This window comes from Ensifer sp. ENS11, from assembly GCF_014851895.1.
Taxonomy (GTDB): Bacteria; Pseudomonadota; Alphaproteobacteria; order Rhizobiales; family Rhizobiaceae; genus Ensifer; species Ensifer canadensis.
In genome coordinates, this window is the sequence record NZ_JACVAN010000006.1 from 224716 (window position 1) to 251022 (window position 26307).

The window sequence follows — 26307 nt, forward strand, 5'->3', positions numbered from 1 at the left end:
TGAATGCGGGTTTGGAAACAGCTGGCGGTGAGCGCCGTTGTGCTTTTGGTGGGTGCCGGCGTCTGGGTGCGGTTCGTGCCCGGAGCAGGCGAAACGCTGGCCGCGATCGGTGTCTCGCATCCGCTGATCGATGCCATCTCCAAGCAGAGCGGTGCCGCTGGGGGCGAGGGCGGCCAAGGCAGCGGCGGACGCAGGCAGGGCGGCAACGACGCCATCCTCGTCATGGTTCGCCCTTCGGCAACGTCTGTCGTCAATGACCGGCTGAACGCGATCGGCAACGGCGAGGCGATCCACTCCGTCACCGTGACGCCGACGGCCACCGGCAACCTCACCGAAATTCTCGTGCGCTCCGGCGAAAAGGTGGCGCAGGGGCAGGTGATCGCCAAGCTCGATAGCGACGACCAGAAGATTGCTGCCGACCAGGCGCGGCTGACGCGCGACAGTGCCCGCGAAAAACTGGAGCGCTATCGCAACCTCAGCACAGCGCGCGCGGTGACCGCCGTCGACGTGCGCGACGCCGAAATCGCCATGCAGGCCGCGGAGCTTGCGCTCAAGACCGCCGAGCTCGACCTCAAGCGCCGCGATATCGTTGCGCCGTCGCAGGGCGTTGTCGGCATCATCACCGTCAATGTCGGCGACTACGTCACCACGACGACGCCGATCGCCGTGGTCGACGACCGCTCGGAAATCCTCGTCGACTTCTGGGTGCCGGAGCGTTTTGCGAGCAAGATCGTCGTCGGCCAGCCGGTGACAGCGCACGCCATTGCCCAGCCGGGCAGCCAACTCGAGGGCGTCATTCACGCCATCGACAACCGCCTGGACCAGGCAAGCCGGACGCTGCGCGTGCGGGCGCGGCTGGAAAATCCTGACGACACGTTGCGGGCGGGCATGTCCTTCTCGGTGACCATGGCATTCGATGGCGACACCTATCCGACCGTCGATCCGCTCGCGATCCAGTGGAGCTCCGAAGGCTCCTATGTCTGGCGTGTCAGCGCCGACAAGAGCGAGCGGGTTCCGGTCAAGATCATCCAGCGCAACCCCGACAAGGTGCTGGTTGATGCGGCCTTGAGCGAAGGCGACGAAGTCGTCACCGAAGGTGTGCAGCGGCTGCGCGACGGCGGCGACGTGCGCATTGCCGGGCGCGAGCGCCGCGATGCCGCGCAGAAGGTCGCGGAGGACGGGAAGTGAGCGGCGCGAAGGAACCCGGCCACCAGACCGCGCGCGAGGCCGGCAAGACCGGCTTCACCGCGCTTTTCATCCGCCGGCCGATCTTCGCCCTGGTCGTCAACACGCTGATCGTCGTCGCCGGCCTTGCGGCCTGGAACGGCATCGAGATCCGCGAACTGCCGCAGGTCGACCAGCCGGTCGTCTCCGTGACGACGACGCTCGACGGTGCAGCACCCGAGACCATGGACCGCGAGGTGACATCGGTCGTCGAAGGTGCGGTCTCGCGCGTGCAGGGCATCCGCGACATCTCCTCGACCTCGTCCTTCGGCCGCAGCCGCGTGACGCTGCAATTCTCCGACACCACCGACATCGGCCAGGCGGCCAACGATATCCGCGATGCGCTGGGGCGCGTTCGCAACCAGCTGCCCGACCAGGCGGACGAGCCGAGCATCGTCAAGGCGGACGCCGACAGCCAACCGATCATGCGCCTGGCGCTGACCTCCGATACCATGTCGATGGAAGACATGACGCTGCTCGTCGAAAACGAGATCAGCGACCGGCTGGCCGCCGTCGAGGGCGTCGCCGACGTTGCCGTCTATGGCGACCAGGAAAAAATCTTTCGCATCGACCTCGACCAAGCCAAGCTTGCCGGGCGCGGCGTGACGGTGGCAGACCTCAGGACGGCCCTTGCCAACGCCTCCTATGACGTGCCGGCCGGCAAGCTCACGAGCGCCAGCCAGGACATTTCGGTGCGCGCCACCGCCGACCTGCAGACGCCGGAGCAATTCGAAAACCTCATCCTCGTCAACAATGTGCGGCTGCGCGACATCGGCACGGTGACGCTCGGACCCGATTCAGGCACCACGGCGCTGCGCTCCAACGGCCGCCAGGGCATCGGCCTCGGCATCATCCGCCAGGCGCAATCCAATACCGTCGATATTTCCGAGGGCGTGCGCAAGGTCGTCGAGACGATCCAGACGCAGATTCTTCCCGAGGGCACGCAGCTCAGGATCACCAGCGACGACGCCGTCTTCATCAACGGCGCCATCCACGAGGTCGAGATTGCGCTGGGCGTGGCGATCTTCATCGTCACGCTCGTCATCTACATGTTCCTGCTCGACTGGCGCGCAACGCTGATCCCGACCATCACCATGCCGATCGCGCTGATCGGGACGGTGGCGGCGATCTACATGGCCGGCTTCTCGATCAACATCCTGACGCTGCTGGCGATCGTGCTCGCCACGGGGCTCGTGGTCGATGATGCGATCGTGGTTCTGGAAAACATCGTGCGACGGCGGGCCGAAGGGCTGGGCCCAAGGGCCGCGGCCGTGCACGGCACGCTCGAAGTGTTCTTCGCGGTGCTGGCGACGACCGCGACGCTTGCGGCCGTGTTCGTGCCGCTGTCCTTCCTGCCGGGCCAGACAGGCGGGCTCTTCCGCGAGTTCGGCTTCGTGCTCGCCTTCTCGATCCTGCTTTCGTCCTTCGTGTCGCTGACGCTCTGCCCGATGCTGGCATCGCGCATGCTGACAAAGGAGGCCCACAACGAGAAGCCGGGGCCGATGCGCCGGTTCGGGGCACGGGCTTCGGAATTCTACCGGGTCACGTTGCGCGGTTGCCTCAATGCGCCGCTGATCGTCTTCGTCGTTGCCGCCTTCTTCACCGCCATGGGCGGCATCGGCTTCATGACGCTGAAATCGGAACTGACACCGAGCGAGGACCGCTCGCAGGTGATGATGCGCATCAACGCGCCGCAGGGCGTGTCGCTGGAATATGCGCAGGCGCAGATGCGCCGGATCGAGGACGGGCTGCAGCCGCTGGTCAAATCCGGCGAGATCGACAACATCTTCTCGATCTCCGGCCAGGGTGGTTCGGCCAATAGCGGCTTCATGGTGCTGACGCTTGCCCCCTGGGACAAGCGCGACCGCAGCCAGCAGCAGATCGTCTCCGACATCAACAAGGTGACGGCGCGCATCCCCTCGGTGCGGGTGTTTGCGATGCAGCCCAACAGCCTCGGCATTCGCGGCGCCGGCAGCGGCCTGCAGGTGGCGCTTGTTGGTAACGACTACACCAAGCTCGGCGATGCCGCGGCAAAGCTGGTGCGCCAGATGGAAGACACCGGGCGCTTCGAGAATGTGCGGCTGAACTATGAGGCCAACCAGGCGCAGCTTTCGATCACCATCGACCGCGAGCGGGCATCCGACATGGGCGTCGATATCGGCGGCCTTGCCTGGGCGCTGCAGGCGATGCTCGACGGCAACAGCGTCGTCGATGTCTATGTCGACGGCGAATCCTACCCGGTCAAGCTCCTGTCCTCGACCAATCCGGTCAACGACCCGACCGACCTGCAGAACATCTTTCTGAAAGCCGGCGACGGCAAGATCGTGCCGATGTCGACGATCGCCAGCGTCGAGGAAACCGCCGTGGCGCCGCAGCTCTCGCGCGAATCGCAGCTTCGCGCCGTGTCGCTGTCGGCCGGGCTCAAGTCCGACCTGGCGCTCGGTGAGGCGCTGACCATGGTCGAGCAGATGGCCGAGCCGCTGCTGCCGCCGGGCTCGCGCATCATGCCGCTGGCCGAGGCTGCCACCCTCAACGAGAACGCCAACGGCCTCGTCATCACCTTCGGCTTTGCCCTCGTCATCATCTTCCTGGTGCTGGCGGCGCAGTTCGAAAGCTTCATCAGCGGCTTCATCATCATGGCGACGGTGCCGCTCGGGCTTGCCTGCGCGATCTTTGCGATGATCATGACCGGCAACACGCTTAACATCTACAGCCAGATCGGCCTGGTCATGCTTGTCGGCATCATGGCGAAGAACGGCATCCTGATCGTCGAATTCGCCAACCAGCTGCGTGATCGCGGCCAGGATGTGCGCACGGCGATCGAGAACGCCGCCAACATTCGCCTCAGGCCGGTGATGATGACGATGATCGCCACCATCGTCGGCGCGGTGCCGCTGGTGCTGGCAAGCGGTGCCGGTGCCGAGGCGCGCATTGCGCTCGGCTGGGTGCTGGTCGGCGGGCTCGGCCTTGCCGTGGTCGTGACGCTCTATCTCACGCCGGTCGCCTATCTCGTCATTGCTGGGCTCACGAAGCCGCATGCGGACGAGGAGCGCAAGCTGCACGAGGAAATGGAAGCGGCGGCCGCGCTCGAAACGAAATAGCGGCGGGCTCTCAGCGTCGGCAGCGAAGATGTCAACGCTGACCGCCTGTCGCGCTGCTCCCTGGCTCTAAAAAGCGCTAACCCTGAAGTTCAAGCCAGGCGGCGATCAGAAAGACCACCGCTGCGATCGCGCCCAGCGCACTCCTGCCGGCGTGGAGCCTCGCCCAGCGGCGGAGAAGCGCGCGGGTTTCCTCGCTCGCCTCATCCGGCCGCGTTGCCTCGAGGCGTCGGTTGATCGGCATGATGACGAGGATCGTGTAGGGCCAGTTCAGAATGATGATTGCTGCCCCTAGGCCCCAAAGTGCATTGTCACTCTGCCACCATGCGGCAGCGCCGAGCAGGCCCGAGATGATTGCGAGCGAGGCTTGCATCTCGAAACCTCGCCGGTAGGCCGGCACCCATTGGGCGAGGGCCGCTCATCGAGGTGAAGCCTTGCCGGGTGTTCGGCGACGTTGATGTAGACGGCGGCGCCGAAGAATACCGCTGCGGTAAACAAAGCGAGCAGACCGAGCAGACCGAGCATTTGACCTTCTCCTCTCTCCCTTCAGTATATACCGTCAGGGGCTGCACAACGATAGGTGTCGTCGTTGGGCGCAGAGCTGCCGGCTCAAGGGCAGATCCGGGAGGGAATTCTGATCGACGTTATCCGTCGCAATGCGAAAGCTTTGTGACACTCAGGTCTCACCAGCGGCGTTTTCACGCGATAGTCTGCCGGAGACTGCGTGAACGTCTGGACAAAGTGATTCCGATTTGCACAGTAGCGCCTTGAAATGAAAGCGCTTCCCCTATGTCGGAATGGGGCAGCGCGAATGGCATGAAGAAGGGACGTTTTCCGTGGCATTGAAGGCGATCAGAGCTGGCTCGAGAAACGAAACCGGGATCGAAACCGCAAAGGGGCAGCTTGCTGCCCGATTCGGCGATCGGTTCCAGACGGGCGAAGCGATCCGTGCCCAGCATGCCCACACCACCACCTACATCCCGGCGCAGCTTCCCGATGGCGTCGTCTTCCCCGAGAGTGCCGACGAGGTGCGCGAGATCGTTGCGATCGCAGCCGCAAATGCCGTGCCGCTCATTCCCTTTGGCACCGGATCCTCGCTCGAGGGCCACGTCAACGCGCCGAACGGTGGCATTTCCGTCGACATGATGCGGATGAACCGGGTGCTCGAGGTCAACGCGGAAGACTTGGATTGCCGGGTCGAGCCCGGCATCACCCGCGAGGAGCTGAACACCTATCTGCGCGACACCGGCCTGTTCTTCCCGATCGATCCCGGCGCCAACGCCTCGATCGGCGGCATGGCCTCGACGCGGGCGTCCGGCACCAACGCGGTGCGCTACGGCACGATGAAGGACAATGTGCTGGCGCTGACGGTGGTGACATCAGACGGGCGCGAGGTGCGCACCGCGCATCGGGCACGCAAGTCGTCTGCCGGCTATGACCTGACCCGGCTCTTCGTCGGGGCCGAGGGCACGCTCGGCATCATCACCTCGATCACGCTCCGGCTGCAGGGCATTCCCGAGGTCATCTCCGGCGGCGTCTGCCCGTTCCCGACGATTGCCGATGCCTGCAACGCGGTGATCCTGACGATCCAGTCCGGCATTCCGGTCGCCCGCATCGAGCTGTTGGACGCTTTGCAGATGAAGGCGTGCAACGGCTACTCCGGCCTTTCCTATGAGGAAACGCCGACGCTTTTTGTCGAATTCCATGGGAACAGCGAGAGCGTCGAGATGCAATCGCGGCACTTTGCCGAAATTGCGTCGGAATTCGGCTCTAGCGGCTTCATCTGGACGACCAACCCGGAAGAGCGGGCGCGGCTGTGGAAGGCGCGGCACAACGCCTACTGGGCCCAGAAGAGCCTGATCCCCGGGGCTGCAATTCTCTCCACCGATGTCTGTGTGCCGATCTCGCGGCTGGCCGATTGCGTTGCGGCGACCCATGACGACATCGCCCAGCACGGTCTGACGGCACCGATCGTCGGCCACGCGGGCGACGGCAACTTCCACGTCGGCCTGCTGTTTGACGACAAGGACGCCGCCGACGTGGCGCGGGCCGAGGCCTTCGTCGAGCGGCTGAATGCGCGGGCGCTGTCGATGGACGGGACCTGCACCGGCGAACACGGCATCGGTCAGGGCAAGATGCCGTTCCTCGAAGCCGAACTCGGCGACGCGCTGGATCTGATGCGGCAGGTCAAGCGTTCTCTCGACCCGCAGAATATCTTCAACCCCGGCAAGATCTTCGCCTGACGCGAGACGACGGGCGAGGGGACACGCGGCCGCGCGGCCACTACCCCTTTGGGGCAAAGGCGGGCGCGCCCGCGCAATTGTAATGGACGGAAACGTCCCTTTGGCGTTCATATGGACGCAGACGGCGTCGACAGGCGCCCCGAGAACTTGATGGGAATGTAGGCACGGTGCTTTCGCGAATTCTGGTTGCCATCGGCGGTCTTGTGGTTGTTGCGCTCTTTGCGGCGCTGATCGCCCCGTGGTTCATCGACTGGACGGGTTTCCGCAAGGAATTCGAGCGCGAGGCTAGCCGCATCATGGGCAAACCCGTCGTCGTGCACGGCCGCGTCGACGCACGCCTGATCCCGTTCCCGACCGTGACGCTCAACGACGTGCGTGTCGGCGGCAGCGATGCGCGCGAACCGCTGATCCAGGTCGAACAATTCTCGATGAGCGCGGAGCTTGCGCCGTTCCTGAGTGGCGAAGCGCTAATCTTCGACATGCGCCTCGACCGGCCCAAGGCCAAGGTCCGGCTGCTTTCCGACGGTACGCTCGACTGGGCGCGTGGTACGCGCACGGCGATCCCCGCCAAGACGGTGGTGCTTGAAAACGTAGAGATCACCCAGGGCGAGATCGAATTCATCGACGAGCAGACCGGCCGCACCCGGCGCGTGACCGACCTTGCCGCCGATCTTTCGGCCCGGTCGCTGGCCGGCCCCTGGAAGGTCGAAGGTCGTGCGGCATTGGACGGCGAGGCCGGCAGTTTTGCCTTTGCCAGTAACAAGGTGGACGAGGCGGGCGCGCTCAGCCTCAAGGCGCGGGTGACGCCGGACAAGCGTCCATTCGGCGTCGAGCTCGATGGCGCGCTGAAGATCGTCGACTTCAAGCCGCTTTACGGCGGCCGCTTCACGCTGACCGAAAACCGCCCGCAGGGCGAGGCCAAAGAAGTCGACGACCATGCGCCGCTGCGCATCAACGGCGATTTCCAGCTGACCAATGAGAGCATCCGTGTGCCGGAGTATCGCTTCGAGGTCGGTCCTTCGGATGATCCTTACGTGGTGACCGGCGAGGCGACGCTCGACACCGGCAAGGAGCAGAAGTTCCTGCTAATTGCCGACGGCCAGCAGATCGACGTCAGCCGCATCGGCAATTCCGGCAGCAACGGCAAGACCGGGCGCGACCCGGCGATCTCCATGCGCCAGCGGCTGGAAGCGATGCTGGCGATCGCTGCCGACATTCCCATTCCGCAGGTGCCGGGCAGGGCCAGTTTGAAGCTGCCGGCGATCGTCATCGGCGATACGACGGTGCGCGACGTGCGCATCGACGTACAGCCTGATGGCGCCGGATGGGTAATCGACAATGTCGTGGCGCTTCTGCCCGGTCGCACCCAGCTCGAGGCCAAGGGACGGCTCAACCTCAAGGGTCAGCGCTCCTTCCGCGGCGACCTGCTGCTCGCGTCCAACCAGCCGTCGGGGCTGGCGAGCTGGCTGGCCGGCTCTGTCGACCCGGCCATCCGCAAGCTGAAGACCGCGGGTTTTTCGGCAACCGTCAACCTGACCGACACGCTGCAGCAGTTCGAAAACCTTGAAGTCGCGGCCGGCGATGCCAGCCTCAAGGGGCGGCTCGAGCGCCAGTCCTTCGCCGAGCAGCAGCCGAACCTTTCGCTGCAGCTGAACGGCAACCGCATCGATCTCGAAGCCTTGCAGGCGCTGGCTGGCCTCGTCGCCGGCGATGCCTCGACCTCGACATTGATGCAGCACGCGATCGCTGCCGACCTTTCGGCCGACGAGTTCTCCGCCTTCGGCGAAGATGCCCGCGACGTTCAGGCGGTGGTGACGCTCAAGAACGGCCAGCTACAGGCCGAGCGCGTGGCGATCGGCTCGCTTGCCGGCGCGCAGCTTGCCTTTTCCGGCCGCGCCAGCGGCGATCTCGCAAAGCCCGTCATTTCGGCCAAGATGAAGCTCGCGGCCAACGATCTGACGCCGTTCCTGGAAATGATCGGCCGGCACGCCGTCGATCATCCGGCCCTTCGTCGGCTGACCAAGGCTGGCCCGTACTACACGGACGCCGCCTTCGACGTGACGCTGACCGCCGGCAACAAGGAAGGCAACGCGCCCGCGACCTTCGGCATCTTCGGCACGGCCAACGGCACCAAGATCGCCGCCAGCTATCAGGCGCCCGACATGGCCCAGGCGCTTGCCGGCAAGGGCATGCTGCTCGAAGCGACGCTCGAAAACCCGCAGACGCTGTTGCTGCTCGGCCAGGCCGGGTTCGATCCGCTGCCATTCGATGCGGACGCCAACGGCATCCTCTCGGTCAAGCTGCAGAGCACCGATGGCTCCAACGCCAATGGCACGGTGACCTTTACCACTGAGAAGACGGCGCTTGCCGCCAAGGGCAGCTTCGATCTTTCGCGCGACCATTTCCTCGAGGGCCAGGCCAAGCTGACGCTGCAGACGGAAGACCTCGAACCTTATCTGCTGCAGCAGGGCATCGCCCTGCCACAGACGGGCAGTGGCCTGCCGATCTCTGTTTCGGCCGACGTGGCGACGACACCGGAGGCGATCGCCCTTACAACGGTCGAAGGCAAGGCGGATAACAACGGCTTTGCAGGCGCGCTGACGATCGACCGCAAGGTGCCGGGCAAGGCGGAGGGCCAGATCAACCTTGCAACGCTCGATCTCGCCTGGCTCGCCGAGGGCATCCTCGGCCAGGTTCAGGACATGTCGACCGGCGCGCTGTCGAAAACGCCGGTCGCCCAGGCGGCCTGGACCGGCCTCAACGTGGCCCTGGATGTGCAGGCGGCCAATTTCTGGCCGGGCTTCTACGGCGCCGTTGGAAATTTTGTCGGCAAGATGGAATGGAAGGGCGACGAGATCGCCTTCACCGACGCGACCGGCGACTGGCTCGGCGGCAAACTTGAGGGCCGGGTGCAGATCGGCAATGCCAACGGTTCCGGCTTCCTGCGCTCGCGTCTCGACGTCAAGGGCGGCGATCTGGCGCAGGCGGGCTGGATGCGGGCAGGCGCGCCGGTTGCCACCGGCACCTTCGACCTGTCCGTGGCGCTGGAGGCATCGGGCGCGAACGCGCAAGCCATGGCGCATTCGGCAAGCGGCTCGGGCACTGCGACCTTCAACGGCGTGACACTCAACGGCATCAACAGCGCCGCCCTGCCGCAGTTGATGGCGACTGCCGATGCGCTGAAGATGGAGATTTCAGCTGACGCGATCCGCCAGGCGGCGGAGGCGACGGTGTTTTCGGGCCAGTCGGTCGTCGGTGTGGTCAAGGTGCCCTTCAGCATCGCCGGCGGCGTGCTGCGGGCACAGAACGTGACGGCCGCCGACGGCAACGCAGCTTTTGCCGGCGAGGCGTCGCTCGACCTTGCGGCAGAACGCATCGATGCCGGCATCGACATGACTTTCCGTCCGGGTGACGAGGCGCTTGCTGGCGCTGAGCCGCGCGTGCGGCTCGGCTTCGCGGGACTGCTGGCATCGCCAGGCGTCAGCCTCGATGTTGCCGATCTCTCGAATTTCCTCTCGCTTCGGGCCTTCGAGCGCGAGCGCCGGCGCGTCGAGACGCTGCAGGCCAACGTGCTTGAGAAGCAGCGGCTGCGCCGCGAGGTGCAGCTCTACAAGGCAAAGGCGCAGCAGCGTGAAGTCGAGCGCCTGCGGGCGATCGCCGAAGAACGGCGCCGCGCCGCTGCGGCAGTCGAGGCGGAGCGGGTGAAGGCGGATCTCGCCGCCCGCGCCGAGGCGGCCCGCAAGGCGGCGGAAGAGGCTGCTCAGGCCGAACGCGAACGCCAGCAGCAACAGCAGCTGGGCGCGCCAGCGCAGGCGCAGCCGAATACAGGTACCGTCGAAGGCCCGCAGAAACCGGGCGGCCAGGGGCTGAATTTCGACGTCTTGCCCGACATTACCGTGCAATAGTCTTGCCGGCATCGCGGTTGCGCGCCGCATAGGCGTTGGCCTACTGCATGGTTCCTTAAATCCTATTCGATTTAAGGATAACAACAGGCAGCAATTCAAAGTGCTACAGCGACCTTTGCCCGTCTAATAAGACGCGCAAAGGTCGCTGTAGCTGTGCGTGCCGTCGGGCGTGCAGCTGTGCGGTTTGTCGCCCGCGTGCTCACACCGGACGATCACGCTTGGATCGTTTCCAGTTTAAGCGGAGTCGCAGAAATGCTCTGTCTCTTTGTTCTTACGCATTTCCTGACGGAAAACCGCCTCGCACTTTTCCTGGAAATGCTTGGGTCTCCAGCTCGCATTGGAGCATAGAATCTTTCGGCCAGGATTGCGAAGCGTCGCCGCGTCCCGGTTCAGAAGTGGATGGCAACGCCGAGGATCGGTCCGTGTTGCACGGCGTCGAACTTGAAGCCGTCGTCGCTGTAGTCGACGCCGAGTGCGCGGTAGCCGGCGACGACTGAGATCGTATCCGTGAACTTGTAGCCGAGACCGAGCGCTGCATCCCAGTCGAGATCCGCGCCGCCCGCACCGACCAGCCCCCAGCCGGTCATATAGAACTCGGGCGTGAAGTAATAGGCGCCGCGCAAGCCCGCGACCGCATCGACCCATGTCGCACTGTCTTCGCGTTTCCTACCGTTGAGCAGGCCGCCTGAGAACGAAAGCGTCGAATCAACCGACCAGACTTTCAGGCCGCCGACGAAATCCAGGTTGGACGATTGATCTTCGTAGATCGCATAACCGACGCCAAGCAATCCGGCAAAGGTCTTCGATTTCACATCGACGCTATTGGCAAGAATGCCGTTCGGCGTGTGGCCGTCGGCGGAAAGGTCGGTATAGATCACGTCGCCGAAGATGCTGTAGGGCCCGTTGCGGGCTTCGCCCGTCGCCATGAAAGCGAAATCGAGATGGTCCCAGATATCTCCGAAGCTTGAATCGATGTGCACCTCAGGGAGACCGAACTGGGCGGTGTCGCCCGTCAGGCCCGCCATCCAGAAGTAGGGTGCAACGGTGAACTTCCAGCCGCTCTCCGTCTCCTGCTGTTGGGCTGTGGGTGCAAGAAGGGGTGCGATATCGGCGGCGCTGGCGATGGCGGCCGATGACAAAGTCAAACACGTGGCCAGACCGATACGAGCATAGAGCTTCATGGGTTCCTCCCTCTCCTGTCCAGCCAGCGACTCTCGCGCGCTGGCAACTGTATGATTGTTTGAAATTAGTGCAGTCTAAACAAGCCCATTCGCGTTTATTGCCGGATCAAGCGTTACCGAAATGCCCGAGCTGTGGCGCCAAGCACACAGAAACCGGTGGGATGGGCCACAGTTGCAATCTCAAGTCTATGTTTCTGTCGGCGTGTGCTTCAAATTTTCCCGGATTGGTGTGTTCAGGGACGGGTGCTGAGGCATGCATCTGGTTTGTGAAGGCAATCCCGCTCCTGCGCCGAATGCCTGCTTTTGCGCGCTGAAATGGGGAGACCCCTAAAATCCTAATGGATTGATTGAGCAGGAGTTAGCATCCTGCCTTCACAGTGAGGCCTGCAACGGGGGGTGGCATGAAGTCGCTGGAGCAGGGCCTTGATCGCCGCGCGATCATCTGGATCATGAACTGGACGTTTTCAGGCACTGCCGGCTGCACGGCCGTTGCCCTTCTCATCACTTATTACTACATCGTCCCGTTCGGCGGCGAGCTGATGGCGACCTCAATGCGCCTTGCGCTGTTCATTCCGCTGCTGCTGGCCATCCCGCTTTTCGCCTTCATCGGCATCAAGCTCCAACAGTTGGCACTTGCCAACGATCTTCTGACGCTGGCCAGTCGCTATGACGGCCTGACGGGCTGTCTCAACCGTGCCGCCTTCACATCGGATGTCACCGCATTCTTTGCCGATCAGGACCTCGAGCCGTTTCCGCCGACGTCGGCGCTGATGGTGCTGGACGCCGACCACTTCAAACGCATCAACGATTGCCACGGCCATCTGGCCGGCGATCAGGCATTGGTGGCGATAGCAACCGAGATGCGCCAGGCAGTGGACGGTAGCGGCCTGACGGGGCGCCTCGGCGGAGAGGAATTCGGCGTTTTCGTTCCCTATGCCCGTCCCGAAACGATAGGGGCGATGGCGGAGCGAATTCGGTTGGCGGTGGCCGAGCGCGGGCAGGCGATCGCGCCGGGCGCAGAGCCAGTCACTGTCAGCGTCGGTGTGGCGCTGTTCAGCTATCCCGCCCACTATGAGGATGTCTTCAAGATCGCCGACGACCAGCTCTATCTCGCCAAGAATACCGGGCGCAACCGGGTTTGCCTGGTCGAGTATTTGCGTCGGCCGGGCGGCATCAGGGCGATGGCAAACCAGCTGCGCGAGGGGCTTGCAGGCGTCTTCACCGAGACATTCGGAAGCGGCCGCGATGAGCCAGGCGAAGAGCCGTCAAGTGTCGCTGGCCGCTGACAGCTCTATATTCGCCTTGATCCAGTCGAGAACGTAGACGCGGAGCGCCGAAGACAGGTTGCTGTCGGCGCCACGCGCATCGTCGATCTCGACGATCAGTTGGGCGATCGGCATGGCGCGGGCGGCCGCGATCGTCTTCAGCTCCAACCAGAACGGATCTTCCAGCGAGAAGCTGGTGCGGTGGCCGTGCAAGGTGGCGGAGTGTTTTCGGATCATCGCCGGAGCTCGCAAATTGATTCAAGTCGTTGGCGGTTTGATTCGGGACGTTGCTGCAAGTCATTGAAGCGGAATCGCTTTTTTGCAGGTCGTGCGCCGGGTTCGACGTTCTAAAGCGCGTCGCGATCTCTACAGCGCCGCGCGTCTTATTAGACGCGCAAAGGTCGCTGTAACGCTTTAAACGTTCCGCAGCCGTTCGTGCGCGCGGCGCTTCAGTCCTCGGCCTCGTCAGGTCGATCGCCGGAAGGTTCGCGGCGCCCCTGGTCGAGGGCCTTTGCCGCCTTCGCATTCAAGGCGTCGGTCAGCGATTTCTCGGCCTTGGTGCGGCCGAACGAGATGCGGTTCTGTTCGGCCTGCTTTTCTTTTTCGGCGCGGGCATTGCGCTTGCGGAACTGGCGTAGATTGACGACGTCACCACTCATGCCGCGTCCTTTCGCTTGCCTCAGTTCTTCTTGCGGAAGGAGTCGAGCGAAACCACCGAGCCGCCGCCGTTCTTGGCGTCGCCGGATTTTTCCGGGTCCTTGGGCGGCACTTCGCCATCGGTTTCAGGAACGGGATAGGCGGTGATCTCCGCCGATTCGGCCTCTTCCTCTTCGGCCGTCGCCACGTCGAATTCGAGTTCGAAATTGACCGAGGGGTCGTAGAAGCCGCGAATGGCATTGAACGGAATGACCAGCCGCTCCGGCGTATCGGAGAAGGACAGGCCGATTTCGAAGCCGGCCTCGGAAACCTTGAGTTCCCAGAACTGGTGCTGCACGACGATGGTCATCTGCTCGGGATACTTGGATTTCAGGTGCTGCGAGATGCGAACACCCGGCGCGCCGGTCAGGAAGGTGATGAAGAAATGGTGCTCGCCGGGCAGGTGGCCGGTGGCCGCAACCTCGGTCAGCACCTTGCGGATGACGCCGCGAAGCGCGTCCTGCGCCAGAATGTCGTAGCGAATGTGGTCCTGGCCCATGAGATTCCCGTCTTTCTCGAACTCAATTCTACTGTCGGCTTTCCATTGCCCGTCTCGATATGACGAGTCAATTATTCAAGCATCTATAGACCATTTCGAAGCGGGGGAGAAGGTGAAGGCTTCTGTTGCCAGGTGCCTTCGGACCCCGCCTTACGGTGCTACCCGGAAGGACTTGATTTGAAGTGTCGCACCGCCGTTAGGCAGCGAGACGTGCTTCAGCATAGTTGTCGTTTGCAACTATAAGTTTAGCCCGATAACGGTGGTACAATGCCGAGCAAAAAGTCGATCTTTACGCCCTTGTCGATCCTATTTCGCCCCCATCAAAAGCCGGTCATCGAAATCTCGACCGGTTTTTGGTGGAGGCGCCGGGTACCGCCCCCGGGTCCAATGGGTTTATTTCACCGCCCGTTTATTGCCATAGCCGCCCGAAGACGGCATCTGTCATATAGGTCTTTCCGGCGCTGAAGAAAAGGGGAAAGCACGGATATATCGCAGCTTTTCCAAAACCCCTGACATGCCAAACGCCTTGACATGAATGGCAGCCGTGAAAAACTCCGGCTGCTGCACGCGGCCTGCAAGGGCGCTGCGGTTTATCGAGCAAGATCAATCTGGAGGCATCATGACTGACTATCTCGCAGATGTGCAGAAGTATGACAGCGGCGCCGACGAAGCTGTTGTGAACAAGATCGTGCGCCATCTCGGCATTGCACTGCGCAACAAGGATTCCTCGCTCGTGTCGGCCACGGACCCCAAGGAACTCGATCGCGTTAGGGAAAAATGGTGCGAGAAGAAGCTCGGCGTCGTGGGTGCGGAAGCGGATGCGGCCATTTCGGCGACGACGAAGGCGATGTCGGCAGATCGATCCAAGTCACGCGTGACCTTCTATTATCTGGTGGCCAAGAACCTCGGTAAGCTGCAAACGCTGTAGATCACGTTCATTGTGAAGGCGGGATGCAGGCGGAAAACCGCGCGCACTTTCCTTGATCCCGCTTTGAGCGCGGCTGAATATGCGGGATAAACACCCCCGGGACATTGGTTTGCCGCCGGCTTCACCCTAAATTTGGGACAACACGAATCGGCGGCGCCAGACCATGCAGCAATATCTCGACTTCCTCGACCATGTGATGACCAGCGGAACCGACCGGGGTGACCGGACGGGAACGGGGACGCGCTCGGTCTTCGGCTACCAGATGCGTTTCGATCTTTCGCAAGGCTTCCCGGTGCTGACCACCAAGAAGCTGCACCTGCGCTCGATCATCCACGAACTGCTGTGGTTCCTGAAGGGCGAGACCAATATCGCCTATCTCAAGGAAAACGGCGTCAGCATTTGGGACGAATGGGCGGACGAAAACGGCGATCTCGGGCCCGTCTACGGCTACCAGTGGCGCTCCTGGCCGGCGCCGGACGGGCGGCATATCGACCAGATCGCCGGTCTTGTCGAAAGCCTGAAGACCAATCCGAACTCGCGCCGTCATATCGTTTCCGCCTGGAACCCGGCGCTGGTCGACGAGATGGCCCTGCCGCCGTGCCATTGCCTGTTCCAGTTCTATGTCGCCGACGGCAAGCTTTCCTGCCAGCTCTATCAGCGTTCGGCCGACATCTTCCTCGGCGTGCCGTTCAACATCGCCTCCTACGCGCTTCTGACGATGATGGTGGCGCAGGTGACCGGGCTGAAGCCGGGCGATTTCGTCCATACCTTCGGCGACGCGCATATCTACCACAACCATTTCGACCAGGCACGGCTGCAGCTTGCCCGCACGCCGAAGACGCTGCCGACCATGCAGATCAAGCCAGACGTCAAGGATCTGTTTTCGTTCCGTTTTGAAGACTTTACCCTGGTCGGCTACGAAGCTGATTCAACCATCAAGGCGCCGATCGCCGTCTGAGGCGTCGTCGCCTCGGGGGTGCGGGCAGGCGGTCGATACGGGCATTCGCGTAACGGCGGCAGACCGGGAGGGTTTGCCGTTTCTTACGGAGTTCAGATGTTACAGCGGCCTTTGCGCATCATGTTCGGCGAGGCGCTGTCGGGAGGTTTCGATGCTGACGCTCGTCCACGCACCCTTGTCGCGCTCGTCGCGTATCGTCTGGCTGCTCGAGGAGATCGGCGCGGAATACGAGATCCGCTATGTCTCGATCCGCCGCTGGGATGGCACCGGCGCACCCGACGACAACAATCCGCATCCGCACAAGCAGGTGCCGGCGCTCTTGCACAAGGGTGCGCTGATCTGGGAATCGGCGGCCGTGGTACAATATCTCACCGACCTTCACCCCGAATGCAGTCTCGGCCGGGCGCCCGGCCATCCCGAGCGCGGCGCCTATCTCTCCTGGCTTGCCTATTATGCCGGCGTGATCGAGCCGACGGCGCTGGCCCACATCACCGGCGCGACGATCAACAATCCGGCGCAGGCGCGGCTCTACAGCGAAATGTGCGCCCATGTGATCGACGTGCTCAACCGACAGACCTATCTGCTCGGCGCGACGATGAGCGCCGCCGACCTGCTTTTGGCCAGCGCACTGCAATGGATGCGCAAGATCCTGCCCGAGAGTGAGGTCGTCGACCGCTATATCCGGGTGGTCACGGACCGGGCAGCCTATGTCAGGGCAAGTGAAATCGACAGCAAACCGAATGGGTTCCATGACTGATACCAGCACCAACGAGCCGAAAATCTCCATCGTCGTCGCGGTTGCCGCCAACGGCGTCATCGGCCGCGACGGCGATCTGCCGTGGCGGCTTTCCACCGATCTCAAGCGCTTCAAGGCGCTGACGATCGGCAAGCCCGTGATCATGGGGCGCAAGACCTGGGCCTCGATCGGACGTCCGCTGCCCGGCCGAGCGAACATCGTCATCAGCCGCAGCGCAGATTTTACTGCTGAGGGCGCGACCGTCGCGCATTCGCTGGAGGAGGCGCTGGGCGCAGCGCGGCGCGAAGCGTCGGCATCAGGGGCAGACGAGATCTGCGTTATTGGCGGCGGCGAGATCTACCGGCAATCGATCGGCGTCGCCGATATCCTGCACATCACAGAGGTTCAGGCGGAAGTCGAAGGCGATACTCGCTTTCCGGATATCGACCCTGACGTTTTCGACAAGGTGTTCGAAGAGGACCTGCCGCAGGGCGAGAAAGACAGCCATGCCATGCATTTCGTGACGTGGCGGCGCCGGGCCACGCGCTAATGCATGCCTCCTAAAATCGGCATCGATCTAAGGAGAAAGTTATGCAGCGAGTTTGAAGCGCTGTCCTTGGCGCGTCATGTTTGGCGCGCCGCGCGTAATGGGCCATTCGTCAACTATTTTGAACCATTTACGGTGAACTCTGGCGTATCGCGTTGAAAGCGGTGCATGTCATACCTATAACGGGTTCACATCGTGGACGTCCGTGCATTCGCGCGGCAGTTCAGCGTGAGCAGTATTCAAAAGAGAGGTTTTGATGCCCTGGAGCAATCAGAATGGCGGCGGCGGCCCTTGGGGCGGCGGCGGCGGCGGAGGCAATCAGGGGCCATGGGGCCAGGGGCCGAACCGGCCGCGTGGCGGCGGCAAGGGCGGACCGCCGGATCTCGAAGAGATCATTCGCCGTGGCCAGGATCAGCTGAAGAACGTCGTTCCCGGCGGTTTCAACGGCGGCATCTTCGCCATCGTCGGCCTGCTGATCGTCGGCTTCATCCTGATCAACTCGATCTACACCGTCCAGCCGGATGAACGCGGCGTCGAAATGCGCTTCGGCAAGCCGAAGGACGAGATCTCGATGCCGGGCCTGCACTATCACTTCTGGCCGCTCGAAACCGTCGAGTTCGTCAAGATCACCGAGCAGCAGCAGAACATCGGCGGCCGCAACAGCGGTCAGTCCAATGCCGGCCTGATGCTCACCGGCGACCAGAACATCGTCAACGTTCAGTTCTCGGTGCTGTTCTCGGTCACGGATCCGAAGGCCTACCTCTTCAACGTCGAAAATCCGGCTGACACGCTGCAGCAGGTCGCCGAAAGCGCGATGCGCGAAGTGGTCGGCCGTCGTCCGGCCCAGGACATTTTCCGCGATAACCGTCAGGCGATCGCCGCCGACGTGAAGAGCACGATCCAGGCAACGATGGACAGCTACGGCGCCGGCGTTTCCGTCAACACCGTGGCGATCGAGGATGCGGCCCCGCCGCGCGAAGTCGCCGATGCGTTCGACGAAGTGCAGCGTGCCGAGCAGGACGAAGACCGCTTCGTCGAAGAAGCCAACCAGTACGCCAACCAGATCCTCGGCAAGGCCCGCGGTCAGGGCGCGCAGATCCGCGAAGAGGCAGCCGCCTACAAGGGCCGCGTCGTCAAGGAAGCGCAAGGTGAGGCCCAGCGCTTCATCTCTGTTTATGACGAATATTCAAAGGCGCCTGATGTAACCCGCAAGCGTCTCTATCTCGAAACGATGCAAGGCGTTCTCGGCAAGTCGAAGAAGGTCATCATCGACGAGAAGAACGGGCAGGGCGTCGTGCCCTATCTGCCGCTGAATGAAATCGGTCGGCCGGCACAGTCGGGAGGCGCACAGTGATCAACAATCGTACTTCAATCATCCTGATCCTGCTCGCCGTCGTCCTGGTCGGTCTCTATTCGTCGATCTTCGTGGTCAACGAACGCCAGCAGGCGATCGTCGTTCGCTTCGGTCAGATCCAGGACGTCAAGACCCAGCCGGGCCTCTACTTCAAGCTGCCCTTCGCCTTCATGGATGCCGATCGCGTGCAGTATGTCGAAGACCAGGCCCTGCGCTTCGATCTCGACAACATCCGCGTCCAGGTTTCGGGCGGCAAGTTCTATGAAGTCGACGCCTTCGTCATCTACAAGATCGCCGATCCCCGTCGCTTCCGCGAAACCGTTTCGGGCGACCGCGATTCTGCCGAGGCACGTCTGCGCACCCGTCTCGACGCATCGCTGCGTCGCGTCTACGGTCTGCGTGGCTTCGAGGCAGCGCTGTCCGACGAGCGTGCATCGATGATGCGCGAAGTTCGCGCCGACCTCAAAACCGATGCCGAATCGCTCGGCCTCAACATCGAGGACGTTCGCATCCGTCGCACAGACCTTACGCAGGAAGTCTCGCAGCAGACCTTCGACCGCATGAAGGCTGAGCGTCTGGCGGAAGCCGAACTGATCCGTGCCCGCGGTAACGAAGCCGGCCAGCGTCGCCGCGCCATCGCCGACCGTCAGGTCGTCGAGATCGTCGCCGACGCCCAGCGCGAATCGGAAATCCTGCGCGGTGAAGGCGAAGCCGAACGGACGAAGACCTTTGCCGACGCATTTGCGCGCGATCCGAAGTTCTTCGAATTCTACCGTTCGATGACCGCCTATACGGAGTCCATCGGTAGCTCGGACACGACGCTCGTGCTGTCGCCGCATTCGGAGTTCTTCCGTTATTTCAATGACTCGGAAGGCAAAGCACCGGCTGCGACAGAGACGCAACCGGCGACCGGGAACTAAGCGGACAATGTCCGACTTTCTGACCGGGATTGCTTTTTTCCTGATCATCGAGGGGCTGGTGTACGCACTGGCCCCTTTGGTTTTAGTGGAATTGGCGAAGCGTTTGCCGTATGTCCCGGAGCATCAGCTTCGACTGGCCGGGGTATTTTCCGTTGCCGCCGGTGTCGGACTTGTCTGGTTGCTTCGAGGATAATGCGAATGCCACATAAACTGCTGATCCGGCTGGTCGATGCCGAATATGCGATCACCCGTCTCAATGTCGGTTCCCAGATGCCGGAATGGCTGCCGGGGCCGGGTTTCTGGACCGTGTCCAGCTCGCGAGAGGAAATGACCCTCGTCTGTCGCGCCGCGCGCGTCCCTTCCAGCACCCAGAGTTCGCTCGGCTGGCGCTGCTTCCGTATCGAACAGCATTTCAGCGTCGACGTGCCCGGCGTGCTTTCTTCCGTGCTCAGGCCGCTGTCGGCCGCGGGCATCGGCGTCTTTGCCAATTCGACCTTCAGCACCGACTATATCTTCGTGCCGGGCTCCGATCTCGACAAAGCGGTGCAGGCGCTGAAAGAGCACGGGCACGAGATCACCATCTGATCTACTGCATAATTCCTTAAATCGGATTCGATTTAAGGAGAAATTATGCAGTGAGCCTGAAGTGCTACAGCGTCCTTAGCGCGTCATATTTGACGCGCGGCGCTGTAGGCTCCGTATCCGCACTTTCGAGCGGATCAGAAAATCGTGTCTGGACGCTTCTGAATTCCGCCGTATCTTCACTGGAAGATCGGGTGCAACGTGATCCCCGGATCGCGTCGCTGTCACCGGCTGCATAAGTCTTCCGATCGGGATCGATCGTGGGATAAATTATGCGGCAAATCAAAGTCGCTGCAGCGACCCTTGCTCTTTGTCGGGCGCATGGGGCTGCAGAGCATCGCATGACGCGGCTACCTTCAAGGGCGCCGCACCGCCGAGACAATGTGAGGAGCTCCGCGAATTGTCCACTCGATCGAAATCCTTCGGCGCTCTGGCGCTGGCCGCCACGCTGCTTCTGTCCAATGCGGCCATGGCGCAGACGGCCGCCGTTCGCCCGCCGAGCAATGGCCCCGCATCCGTCGCCGACCTTGCGGCCGGCCTGCTTGATGCGGTCGTGAACATTTCGACGTCCCAGCGCGTCAAGAACGACGACGATGCGCCGACGCCGCAGGTGCCGGAGGGCTCGCCCTATCAGGACTTCTTCGACGAGTTCTTCAAGGGGCAGGGCGACAAGGGCGGCAACCGCCAGCGCACCGTCAATTCGCTCGGCTCCGGCTTCGTCATCGATCCCGCCGGCGTCATCGTCACCAACAATCACGTGATCGAGGGTGCCGACGATATCGAAGTGATCTTCGCCAATGGCAGCAAGCTGAAGGCCAAGCTCGTCGGCAAGGATACCAAGACCGACCTCGCGGTGCTCAAGGTCGAGCCGAAGACGCCGCTGAAGGCAGTACCCTTCGGCGATTCCCGCAAGATGCGGATCGGCGATTGGGTCATGGCGATCGGCAACCCGTTCGGCTTTGGCGGCTCTGTCTCCGTCGGCATCATCTCGGCGCGCGGCCGGAACATCAATGCCGGCCCCTACGACAATTTCATCCAAACGGACGCCGCCATCAACCGCGGCAACTCGGGCGGCCCGCTGTTCAACATGCAGGGCGAGGTGATCGGCATCAACACGGCGATCATTTCGCCGACGGGCGGCTCGATCGGTATCGGCTTCTCGGTTCCGACCGAGCTTGCCGCCAATGTCGTGCTGCAGCTGAAGGATTTCGGCGAGACGCGGCGCGGCTGGCTTGGCGTGCGCATCCAGCCGGTGACGGACGATATCGCTGAAAGCCTGAAGATGGCCTCGCCGCGCGGCGCTCTGGTCTCGGGCATTATCGAGGGCGGGCCGATCGCCAAGGGCGAGATCAAGGCCGGCGACGTCATCATCAAGTTCGATGGCAAGGACGTCTCCGAGATGCGCGACCTGCCGCGGGCGGTCGCCGAAAGTGCCGTCGGCAAGGCCGTCGACGTGGTGATCATCCGCGACGGCAAGGAGCAGACGGTCAAGGTCACGCTCGGACGGCTCGAGGATGGCGAGGGCATCGCCAATGCCGCGGTAACCACCAATGAAGAAGGCGGCGAGGACAAGAAGACGGATCAGCCGCCGGCAGCCGAGCTGCCCGCCACCGACACGGTGCTCGGCATGAAGCTGACCACGCTCAATGCCGAAAGCCGCAAGAAGTTCGGCATTGCCGACGATGTCGAAGGCGTGGTGATCGCCGAGGTCCAGGCAGGCTCTGCCGCCGCCGAGCGGCGGGTGGAGCCGGGTGACGTTATCGTCGAGGTCGGCCAGGAAGCGATGGATACGCCTGACGACGTCTCCGAGCGCGTTGAAGAGCTGAAGTCCGACGGCCGGCGCAATGCGCTGCTGATGCTTTCCAACAAGACCGGCGAATTGCGCTTCGTCACCGTGCGCATGGAATAGGACGGCGTGGCGCGATGGCCTTTTCCTGAATCCTTTCAGGATGATCGCGCCGTTCTCTCCCGGCTTGATTCCGATCCCTGAGATTTCGATTCAAGGCGGTGTCTTCCCTGAACCGGCAGCGGTCGAAGCTCAGTATTATGCGGTGGCGCTTCGGGCGATCTACAGCGTCGCGCGTCTTATTGGACGCGCAAAGGTCGCTGTCGCACTTTGAATTGCTGCATGTTTGGTAGGTCCTGTCTTACGTCCGGCACTGTGGTGACGGGCGGTGGCCGCTGTCTTGGAGGTACCGCCTGCAGCGCCGTTGGGGAAAGCGGTGCGGCGGCCCCCCCCTCAGTCTTTGGCGCAGGGCACGCCGTGGCTGGCGGTCCGTTCCGGTCGGGTGCGGTGTATGTCGTGCCGCAGGGGCTGAAAGGTCATCAGGCGCAGCGCGTCGATCAGGGTCTCGAGGATGGCGTACATGGCCGGATCCTCCTTTCTGGTTCCTCATTTCAACGCACTTGTCGCAAAGGCTCAAACGAGTTTACAGTTGTCTTCGGATGACTTGAGGTTATGCATGAAGCGCGGCCGTCTGCCCCTGACAGCGTTGCGGAGTTTCGAGGCTGCGGGCCGGCTCGAAAGCTTCACGCTGGCTGCCGGCGAGCTTTTCGTTTCCCAAGCCGCAATCAGCCGACAGATCCGCGAGCTGGAAAACCTCATCGGCCGGCCGCTGTTTGAGCGGCGCCACCGCAGCGTCAGCCTGACGGTCGAGGGCCGGTCGCTGCTTTCGGTGCTGACCTCCGCCTTCGACATGGTGGGAGACAGCCTGGAGGCGCTCTCCGGGCACAAGCCTGGCCATACGCTGAGGGTCAGTGCCGAACCGTCCCTTACCGGCTGCTGGCTGGTTCCGCATCTGGCGGAGTTCCAGAGCGAGCATCCCGAGATCGACCTGTTGATCGACGCCGACCCGCGGCTTGTGGAGTTTCGCAGCGGGGACGCTGATATCGCCATGCGTCACAGCTTGAAGCTCTCCTCCTGGCCGCGCGTCGAGGCGCGACGGCTTGCGCAGGTGGAGATGATCCCGGTGATCGCGCCGGAGCTTGCCCGGTCCGGCAGGCCCTTGTTGATGCCTGTCGATCTCATGCAGCATGCGCTCCTGCACGAGGACAATCGCGAAGCATGGCAGCAATGGTTCACTGCTGCCGGGGCGGGACCGGTTCGCATCGAGCGGGGCGCGATCTTTACCGATGGCGCCATGGTGCTGCAGGCGGCGTTGCGCGGCAACGGCGTCGGGTTGGTCGATCGCGACCATGTGCGCGACGAGCTTGCGGCCGGGCGCCTGCTGCAGCCGTTCGATGTCTCGGTGCCCTATGGCGCCTTCTTTCTCGTGGCGCGGCGGTTCGACGCTTTGTCAGAGGCGGCGCAGGCGTTCGTCACTTGGGTCGAACGGAGTTATCCGGGGGCAGGGCGCGGGGGGTGACGTCTCGGATGGCGTTGCGAGATGTTCCGGGTGGGTCGCCCCTCATCCGCCTGCTGGCACCTTCTCGCCGCCTGCGGGGAGCAGGCTCGGATGTGACCGGACTGACAACGCGCAAACGTTGCGGATTGGCGAAGAGGGTTCGGCTTGCGCATCTCTCCCCGCTGGCGGGGAGAGATGTCCGGCAGGACAGTGAGGGGCAAGCGCAGCGTCATGAACTGCAAGCGGCTGACGGATGAACCCGCAAGCCGCCGTTTACCGGCGCCGCGGCGCTTTCACGCCACGTCCTTCGCCCGCTGTGCCTGCCATTCCGCCCGGGTGATTGCGTAGAGCACGTGGCGAACGAGCTGCGGTTTGTCGGCGGGGATGCGCGGGTGGTTGAAGTCGCGTGCGGGGTCGCGGTGCATTCCAAGGCGCGCCATCACCGCCGTCGAGCGGGTGTTGTCGGGGACGGCGAAGGAGACGATTTCGCGAAGGCCTTTTTCGTCGAAGCCGTAGCGCAGGAGGTCGGACGCTGCCTCGGTGATATAGCCCTTGCCCCAGAAGGGGGCGGCGAGCCGCCAGCCGATCTCGACGGTGCCTTTCGGCAGGTGGGGCTCGAGGTCGGTATAGGCGAGGCCGCAGAAGCCGATCGGCCGGTCGTCTTTTTTCAGCGCGACAGCGAAGAAGCCGAGCCCCGTTTCGGCGATGCCCTGGCCGACGCGGTCGAACAGCGCGTCGGTTTCCTCCCGGTTGCGGCGATGGGGGAAGAACGCCATCACCTCGGCATCATTGTTGATCTCGAAGAAGAGATCGCGGTCGGCCTCCTTCCAGGCGCGGATGCGCAGGCGTTCGGTCTCGGAAACGATCATCTGACGAAATCGGTCTTTCGATAGCCCTGCAGATAGAGAAGGGCCGTGAGGTCGCCATGGTCGATGCGGACCTTCGCCTGTTCGGCGACCACGGGCTTGGCGTGCAGCGCAACGCCGGTGCCGGCGAGCTGCAGCATGCCGAGATCGTTGGCGCCGTCGCCGACGGCAAGCGCCTCGTCGGTCGAAATGCCGAGGCGGCCGGCAATGTCGATGAGCGCATCGACCTTGGCCTGTTTGCCGAGGATCGGTTCGGCGACCTCGCCGGTCAGCGTGCCGTCCTTCTCGATCAGCGTATTGGCGCGGTTTTCCTGGAAGCCGAGCATGTCGGCGACCGGGCCGGTAAACACGGTGAAGCCGCCGGAGATGAGGGCGGTGTAGTAGCCCTTCGCCTTCATCGTGGCGATCAGCTCAGGGCCGCCCGGCGTCAGCGTGATGCGCCTGGCGATGACATCGCCTACGACGCTCGAAGGCAGGCCCTTCAGCAGCGCGACGCGCTCGATCAGCGCCGGCTCGAAGGCGATCTCGCCGTTCATGGCGCGGGCGGTGATGGCGGCAACCTTGTCCTTGAGGCCGACTTCGGCGGCAAGTTCGTCGATGCATTCCTGGCCGATCATGGTGGAGTCCATGTCGGCGATCAGAAGCTTCTTGCGCCTGGTGTCGGCGTCCTGGACGGCGACATCGACAGGCGTTCCGTTCAGCGCGCCGCGCAGCGCCGCCTCGGCGGCAAAGGGGTCCGTGCCGTCGGTGAGCGCCAGGTCGCAGGCGACGCCGTCGGCGAGCCAGTAGAGACCGGATGCCCTAACGGCGTCAGCGGCGGCTTCCGCGAGCGCTGGCGTCAGAACAGGATTTGACGGATTGGCGATAAGCGTGGCAACGAGAGCCATGGACAACAACCTTGAAACCGATACGGACGCGATCCTGATAACCGGGCCGACCGCCAGCGGCAAGTCCGCGCTTGCGGTCGAATTGGCGCGCCGGCATGACGGCGTGGTCATCAACGCCGACAGCATGCAGGTCTATGACACTTTGCGGGTGCTGACCGCGCGCCCTGACGAGGCCGATATGGGTGGCGTCGAACACCGTCTCTACGGCCATATGCCTGCCGGTCAGGCCTATTCGACCGGGGCGTGGCTGCGCGAGGCGCAAGCGCTCGTCGCCACGCTGCGCAAGACCGGCCGGTTGCCGGTCTTCGTCGGCGGCACCGGGCTCTACTTCAAGGCGTTGACCGGCGGGCTTGCCGACATGCCCGAAATTCCGGCCGCCATTCGCGAGCGGCTGCGCGAGCGGCTGATGCAAGAGGGGCCGGATGGGCTGCATGCCGAGCTTGCCGCGCGCGACCCGCAGACGGCAGAGACGCTGAAGCCCGGCGACGGCCAGCGTATCGTGCGCGCGCTCGAAGTGGTGGAGGCGACCGGCCAGTCGATCCGCCTCTACCAGCAGAAGAGCGGCCCTGAGATCATCGATCCGCAACGGGCGCGAAAGCTTGTCGTGCTGCCGGATCGCAAGGTGCTGCACGATCGCATCAACCGCCGCTTCGGTATGATGCTCTCCGGTGGGGCGATCGACGAGGTGCGTGCGCTCTTGGCGCTGAACCTCGATCCGGCCATGCCCGTGATGAAGGCGATCGGCGTCAGCCAGATTGCCGCGCTCCTGCGCGGCGAGATCGATGAGGCCGAGGTGATCGAGACCGGCGCCGCCGCAACCCGGCAATATGCCAAGCGGCAGATGACCTGGTTTCGCAACCAGCTCGACGACAGCTGGCAGCGCATCGAGAATGCTGCCGAGGCTATTTGAGTTCCGGCGGGCGATCGCACCACCGGATAACGATGTGTAAAATTCAGACTTGCAGGACAAAGCCGCCATTCTCGGCGGCTTTGTCGTTTGGTGCGGAAGTGTCGTGGTCAAGACGCGCCGCGGTCGACGGCGCGGCTATGCGGGCGACCACCTTCGGGATAGGT

23 protein-coding genes, 1 other RNA gene and 1 pseudogene are annotated in these 26307 nt (G+C 63.3%); 16 read left to right on the forward strand and 9 right to left on the reverse strand.

Going from position 1 to position 26307, the window contains the following annotated elements; all coding sequences use genetic code 11:
- The first annotated feature begins 3 nt into the window (after positions 1 to 3).
- Positions 4 to 1188 carry an efflux RND transporter periplasmic adaptor subunit gene (locus IB264_RS14360; protein WP_025427685.1) on the forward strand — a complete coding sequence of 395 codons (1185 nt, stop codon included), beginning with the start codon at positions 4 to 6 and terminating at the stop codon, positions 1186 to 1188.
- Positions 1185 to 4325, forward strand: a complete 3141-nt coding sequence (locus IB264_RS14365) for an efflux RND transporter permease subunit (RefSeq protein ID WP_025427684.1) — start codon at positions 1185 to 1187, stop codon at positions 4323 to 4325. The genes IB264_RS14360 and IB264_RS14365 overlap by 4 nt, the downstream gene beginning before the upstream one ends.
- A gap of 76 nt (positions 4326 to 4401) precedes the next feature.
- On the opposite strand, the pseudogene IB264_RS14370 reads toward IB264_RS14365, so the two are convergent.
- Positions 4402 to 4838, reverse strand: a pseudogene (locus IB264_RS14370) (DUF1772 domain-containing protein).
- A gap of 320 nt (positions 4839 to 5158) precedes the next feature.
- On the opposite strand from IB264_RS14370, the gene IB264_RS14375 reads away from it, so the two are divergent.
- Positions 5159 to 6565, forward strand: coding sequence for an FAD-binding oxidoreductase (locus IB264_RS14375; RefSeq protein ID WP_025427683.1), 1407 nt, complete (start codon positions 5159 to 5161; stop codon positions 6563 to 6565).
- Positions 6566 to 6732: 167 nt separating this feature from the next.
- A complete protein-coding gene (locus IB264_RS14380) occupies positions 6733 to 10470 on the forward strand; it encodes an AsmA-like C-terminal region-containing protein (RefSeq protein WP_025427682.1) in 3738 nt (1245 codons plus the stop codon).
- A 389-nt stretch (positions 10471 to 10859) separates the two neighbouring features.
- Here the strand turns inward: IB264_RS14380 and IB264_RS14385 are convergent, their stop codons facing one another.
- Positions 10860 to 11651, reverse strand: a complete 792-nt coding sequence (locus IB264_RS14385; RefSeq protein ID WP_025427681.1) for a hypothetical protein — start codon at positions 11649 to 11651, stop codon at positions 10860 to 10862.
- 401 nt (positions 11652 to 12052) lie between these two features.
- Between IB264_RS14385 and IB264_RS14390 the strand changes: the two genes are divergently transcribed.
- Positions 12053 to 12937 carry a GGDEF domain-containing protein gene (locus tag IB264_RS14390; protein ID WP_025427680.1) on the forward strand — a complete coding sequence of 295 codons (885 nt, stop codon included), beginning with the start codon at positions 12053 to 12055 and terminating at the stop codon, positions 12935 to 12937.
- Here the strand turns inward: IB264_RS14390 and IB264_RS14395 are convergent.
- The 4 genes from IB264_RS14395 to ssrA form a co-directional block, all read right to left on the reverse strand.
- Positions 12917 to 13153 carry a ribbon-helix-helix domain-containing protein gene (locus IB264_RS14395; protein ID WP_025427679.1) on the reverse strand — a complete coding sequence of 79 codons (237 nt, stop codon included), beginning with the start codon at positions 13151 to 13153 and terminating at the stop codon, positions 12917 to 12919. The genes IB264_RS14390 and IB264_RS14395 overlap by 21 nt on opposite strands.
- Before the next feature lie 212 nt (positions 13154 to 13365).
- Positions 13366 to 13575 (reverse strand): DUF4169 family protein, encoded by a 210-nt coding sequence (locus IB264_RS14400; RefSeq protein ID WP_025427678.1) that lies wholly within the window; start codon positions 13573 to 13575, stop codon positions 13366 to 13368.
- A gap of 20 nt (positions 13576 to 13595) precedes the next feature.
- Positions 13596 to 14111: an SspB family protein gene (locus IB264_RS14405; RefSeq protein ID WP_025427677.1), complete on the reverse strand. Its 516-nt coding sequence runs from the start codon at positions 14109 to 14111 to the stop codon at positions 13596 to 13598.
- 111 nt (positions 14112 to 14222) lie between these two features.
- Positions 14223 to 14586, reverse strand: a transfer-messenger RNA (tmRNA) gene (ssrA, locus tag IB264_RS14410).
- A gap of 144 nt (positions 14587 to 14730) precedes the next feature.
- On the opposite strand from ssrA, the gene IB264_RS14415 reads away from it, so the two are divergent.
- The 9 genes from IB264_RS14415 to IB264_RS14455 all read left to right on the forward strand — a co-directional run bounded on the left by IB264_RS14415 (position 14731) and on the right by IB264_RS14455 (position 22045).
- Positions 14731 to 15039, forward strand: coding sequence for a DUF2853 family protein (locus IB264_RS14415; protein ID WP_025427676.1), 309 nt, complete (start codon positions 14731 to 14733; stop codon positions 15037 to 15039).
- A 163-nt stretch (positions 15040 to 15202) separates the two neighbouring features.
- On the forward strand, positions 15203 to 15997 hold the full coding sequence (locus tag IB264_RS14420; protein WP_025427675.1) for a thymidylate synthase: 795 nt from the start codon (positions 15203 to 15205) through the stop codon (positions 15995 to 15997).
- Between the two features lie 151 nt (positions 15998 to 16148).
- Positions 16149 to 16754, forward strand: a complete 606-nt coding sequence (locus IB264_RS14425) for a glutathione S-transferase (RefSeq protein ID WP_025427674.1) — start codon at positions 16149 to 16151, stop codon at positions 16752 to 16754.
- Positions 16747 to 17283 (forward strand): dihydrofolate reductase, encoded by a 537-nt coding sequence (locus tag IB264_RS14430; protein WP_025427673.1) that lies wholly within the window; start codon positions 16747 to 16749, stop codon positions 17281 to 17283. Before IB264_RS14425 ends, IB264_RS14430 begins: the two co-directional genes overlap by 8 nt.
- Before the next feature lie 253 nt (positions 17284 to 17536).
- Positions 17537 to 18634 (forward strand): FtsH protease activity modulator HflK, encoded by a 1098-nt coding sequence (hflK, locus tag IB264_RS14435; RefSeq protein WP_025427672.1) that lies wholly within the window; start codon positions 17537 to 17539, stop codon positions 18632 to 18634.
- Positions 18631 to 19554, forward strand: coding sequence for a protease modulator HflC (gene hflC / locus IB264_RS14440; protein WP_025427671.1), 924 nt, complete (start codon positions 18631 to 18633; stop codon positions 19552 to 19554). Before hflK ends, hflC begins: the two co-directional genes overlap by 4 nt.
- A gap of 7 nt (positions 19555 to 19561) precedes the next feature.
- Entirely contained in the window at positions 19562 to 19747 is a 186-nt protein-coding gene (locus IB264_RS14445) for a DUF2065 domain-containing protein (RefSeq protein WP_025427670.1), read from the forward strand.
- A 5-nt stretch (positions 19748 to 19752) separates the two neighbouring features.
- The gene (locus IB264_RS14450; protein ID WP_025427669.1) at positions 19753 to 20139 is read left to right on the forward strand and encodes an ACT domain-containing protein; all 387 of its coding nucleotides are present in this window, start codon (positions 19753 to 19755) and stop codon (positions 20137 to 20139) included.
- Between the two features lie 466 nt (positions 20140 to 20605).
- Positions 20606 to 22045, forward strand: a complete 1440-nt coding sequence (locus IB264_RS14455) for a DegQ family serine endoprotease (RefSeq protein ID WP_371412250.1) — start codon at positions 20606 to 20608, stop codon at positions 22043 to 22045.
- Between the two features lie 330 nt (positions 22046 to 22375).
- On the opposite strand, the gene IB264_RS35145 is transcribed toward IB264_RS14455, so the two are convergent.
- A complete protein-coding gene (locus IB264_RS35145; protein ID WP_255569857.1) occupies positions 22376 to 22504 on the reverse strand; it encodes a hypothetical protein in 129 nt (42 codons plus the stop codon).
- Between the two features lie 94 nt (positions 22505 to 22598).
- Between IB264_RS35145 and IB264_RS14460 the strand changes: the two genes are divergently transcribed.
- Positions 22599 to 23501: a LysR substrate-binding domain-containing protein gene (locus IB264_RS14460; protein ID WP_025427667.1), complete on the forward strand. Its 903-nt coding sequence runs from the start codon at positions 22599 to 22601 to the stop codon at positions 23499 to 23501.
- Positions 23502 to 23773: 272 nt separating this feature from the next.
- On the opposite strand, the gene IB264_RS14465 is transcribed toward IB264_RS14460, so the two are convergent.
- Together IB264_RS14465 and serB are read right to left on the reverse strand one after the other, a co-directional pair.
- Complete coding sequence (locus tag IB264_RS14465; RefSeq protein ID WP_025427666.1) at positions 23774 to 24349, reverse strand: GNAT family N-acetyltransferase; 576 nt, start codon at positions 24347 to 24349, stop codon at positions 23774 to 23776.
- A complete protein-coding gene (gene serB, locus IB264_RS14470) occupies positions 24346 to 25233 on the reverse strand; it encodes a phosphoserine phosphatase SerB (RefSeq protein WP_025427665.1) in 888 nt (295 codons plus the stop codon). Before serB ends, IB264_RS14465 begins: the two co-directional genes overlap by 4 nt.
- On the opposite strand from serB, the gene miaA reads away from it, so the two are divergent.
- Positions 25232 to 26143, forward strand: coding sequence for a tRNA (adenosine(37)-N6)-dimethylallyltransferase MiaA (gene miaA, locus IB264_RS14475; RefSeq protein ID WP_025427664.1), 912 nt, complete (start codon positions 25232 to 25234; stop codon positions 26141 to 26143). The genes serB and miaA overlap by 2 nt on opposite strands.
- The last annotated feature ends 164 nt before the right edge of the window (positions 26144 to 26307 follow it).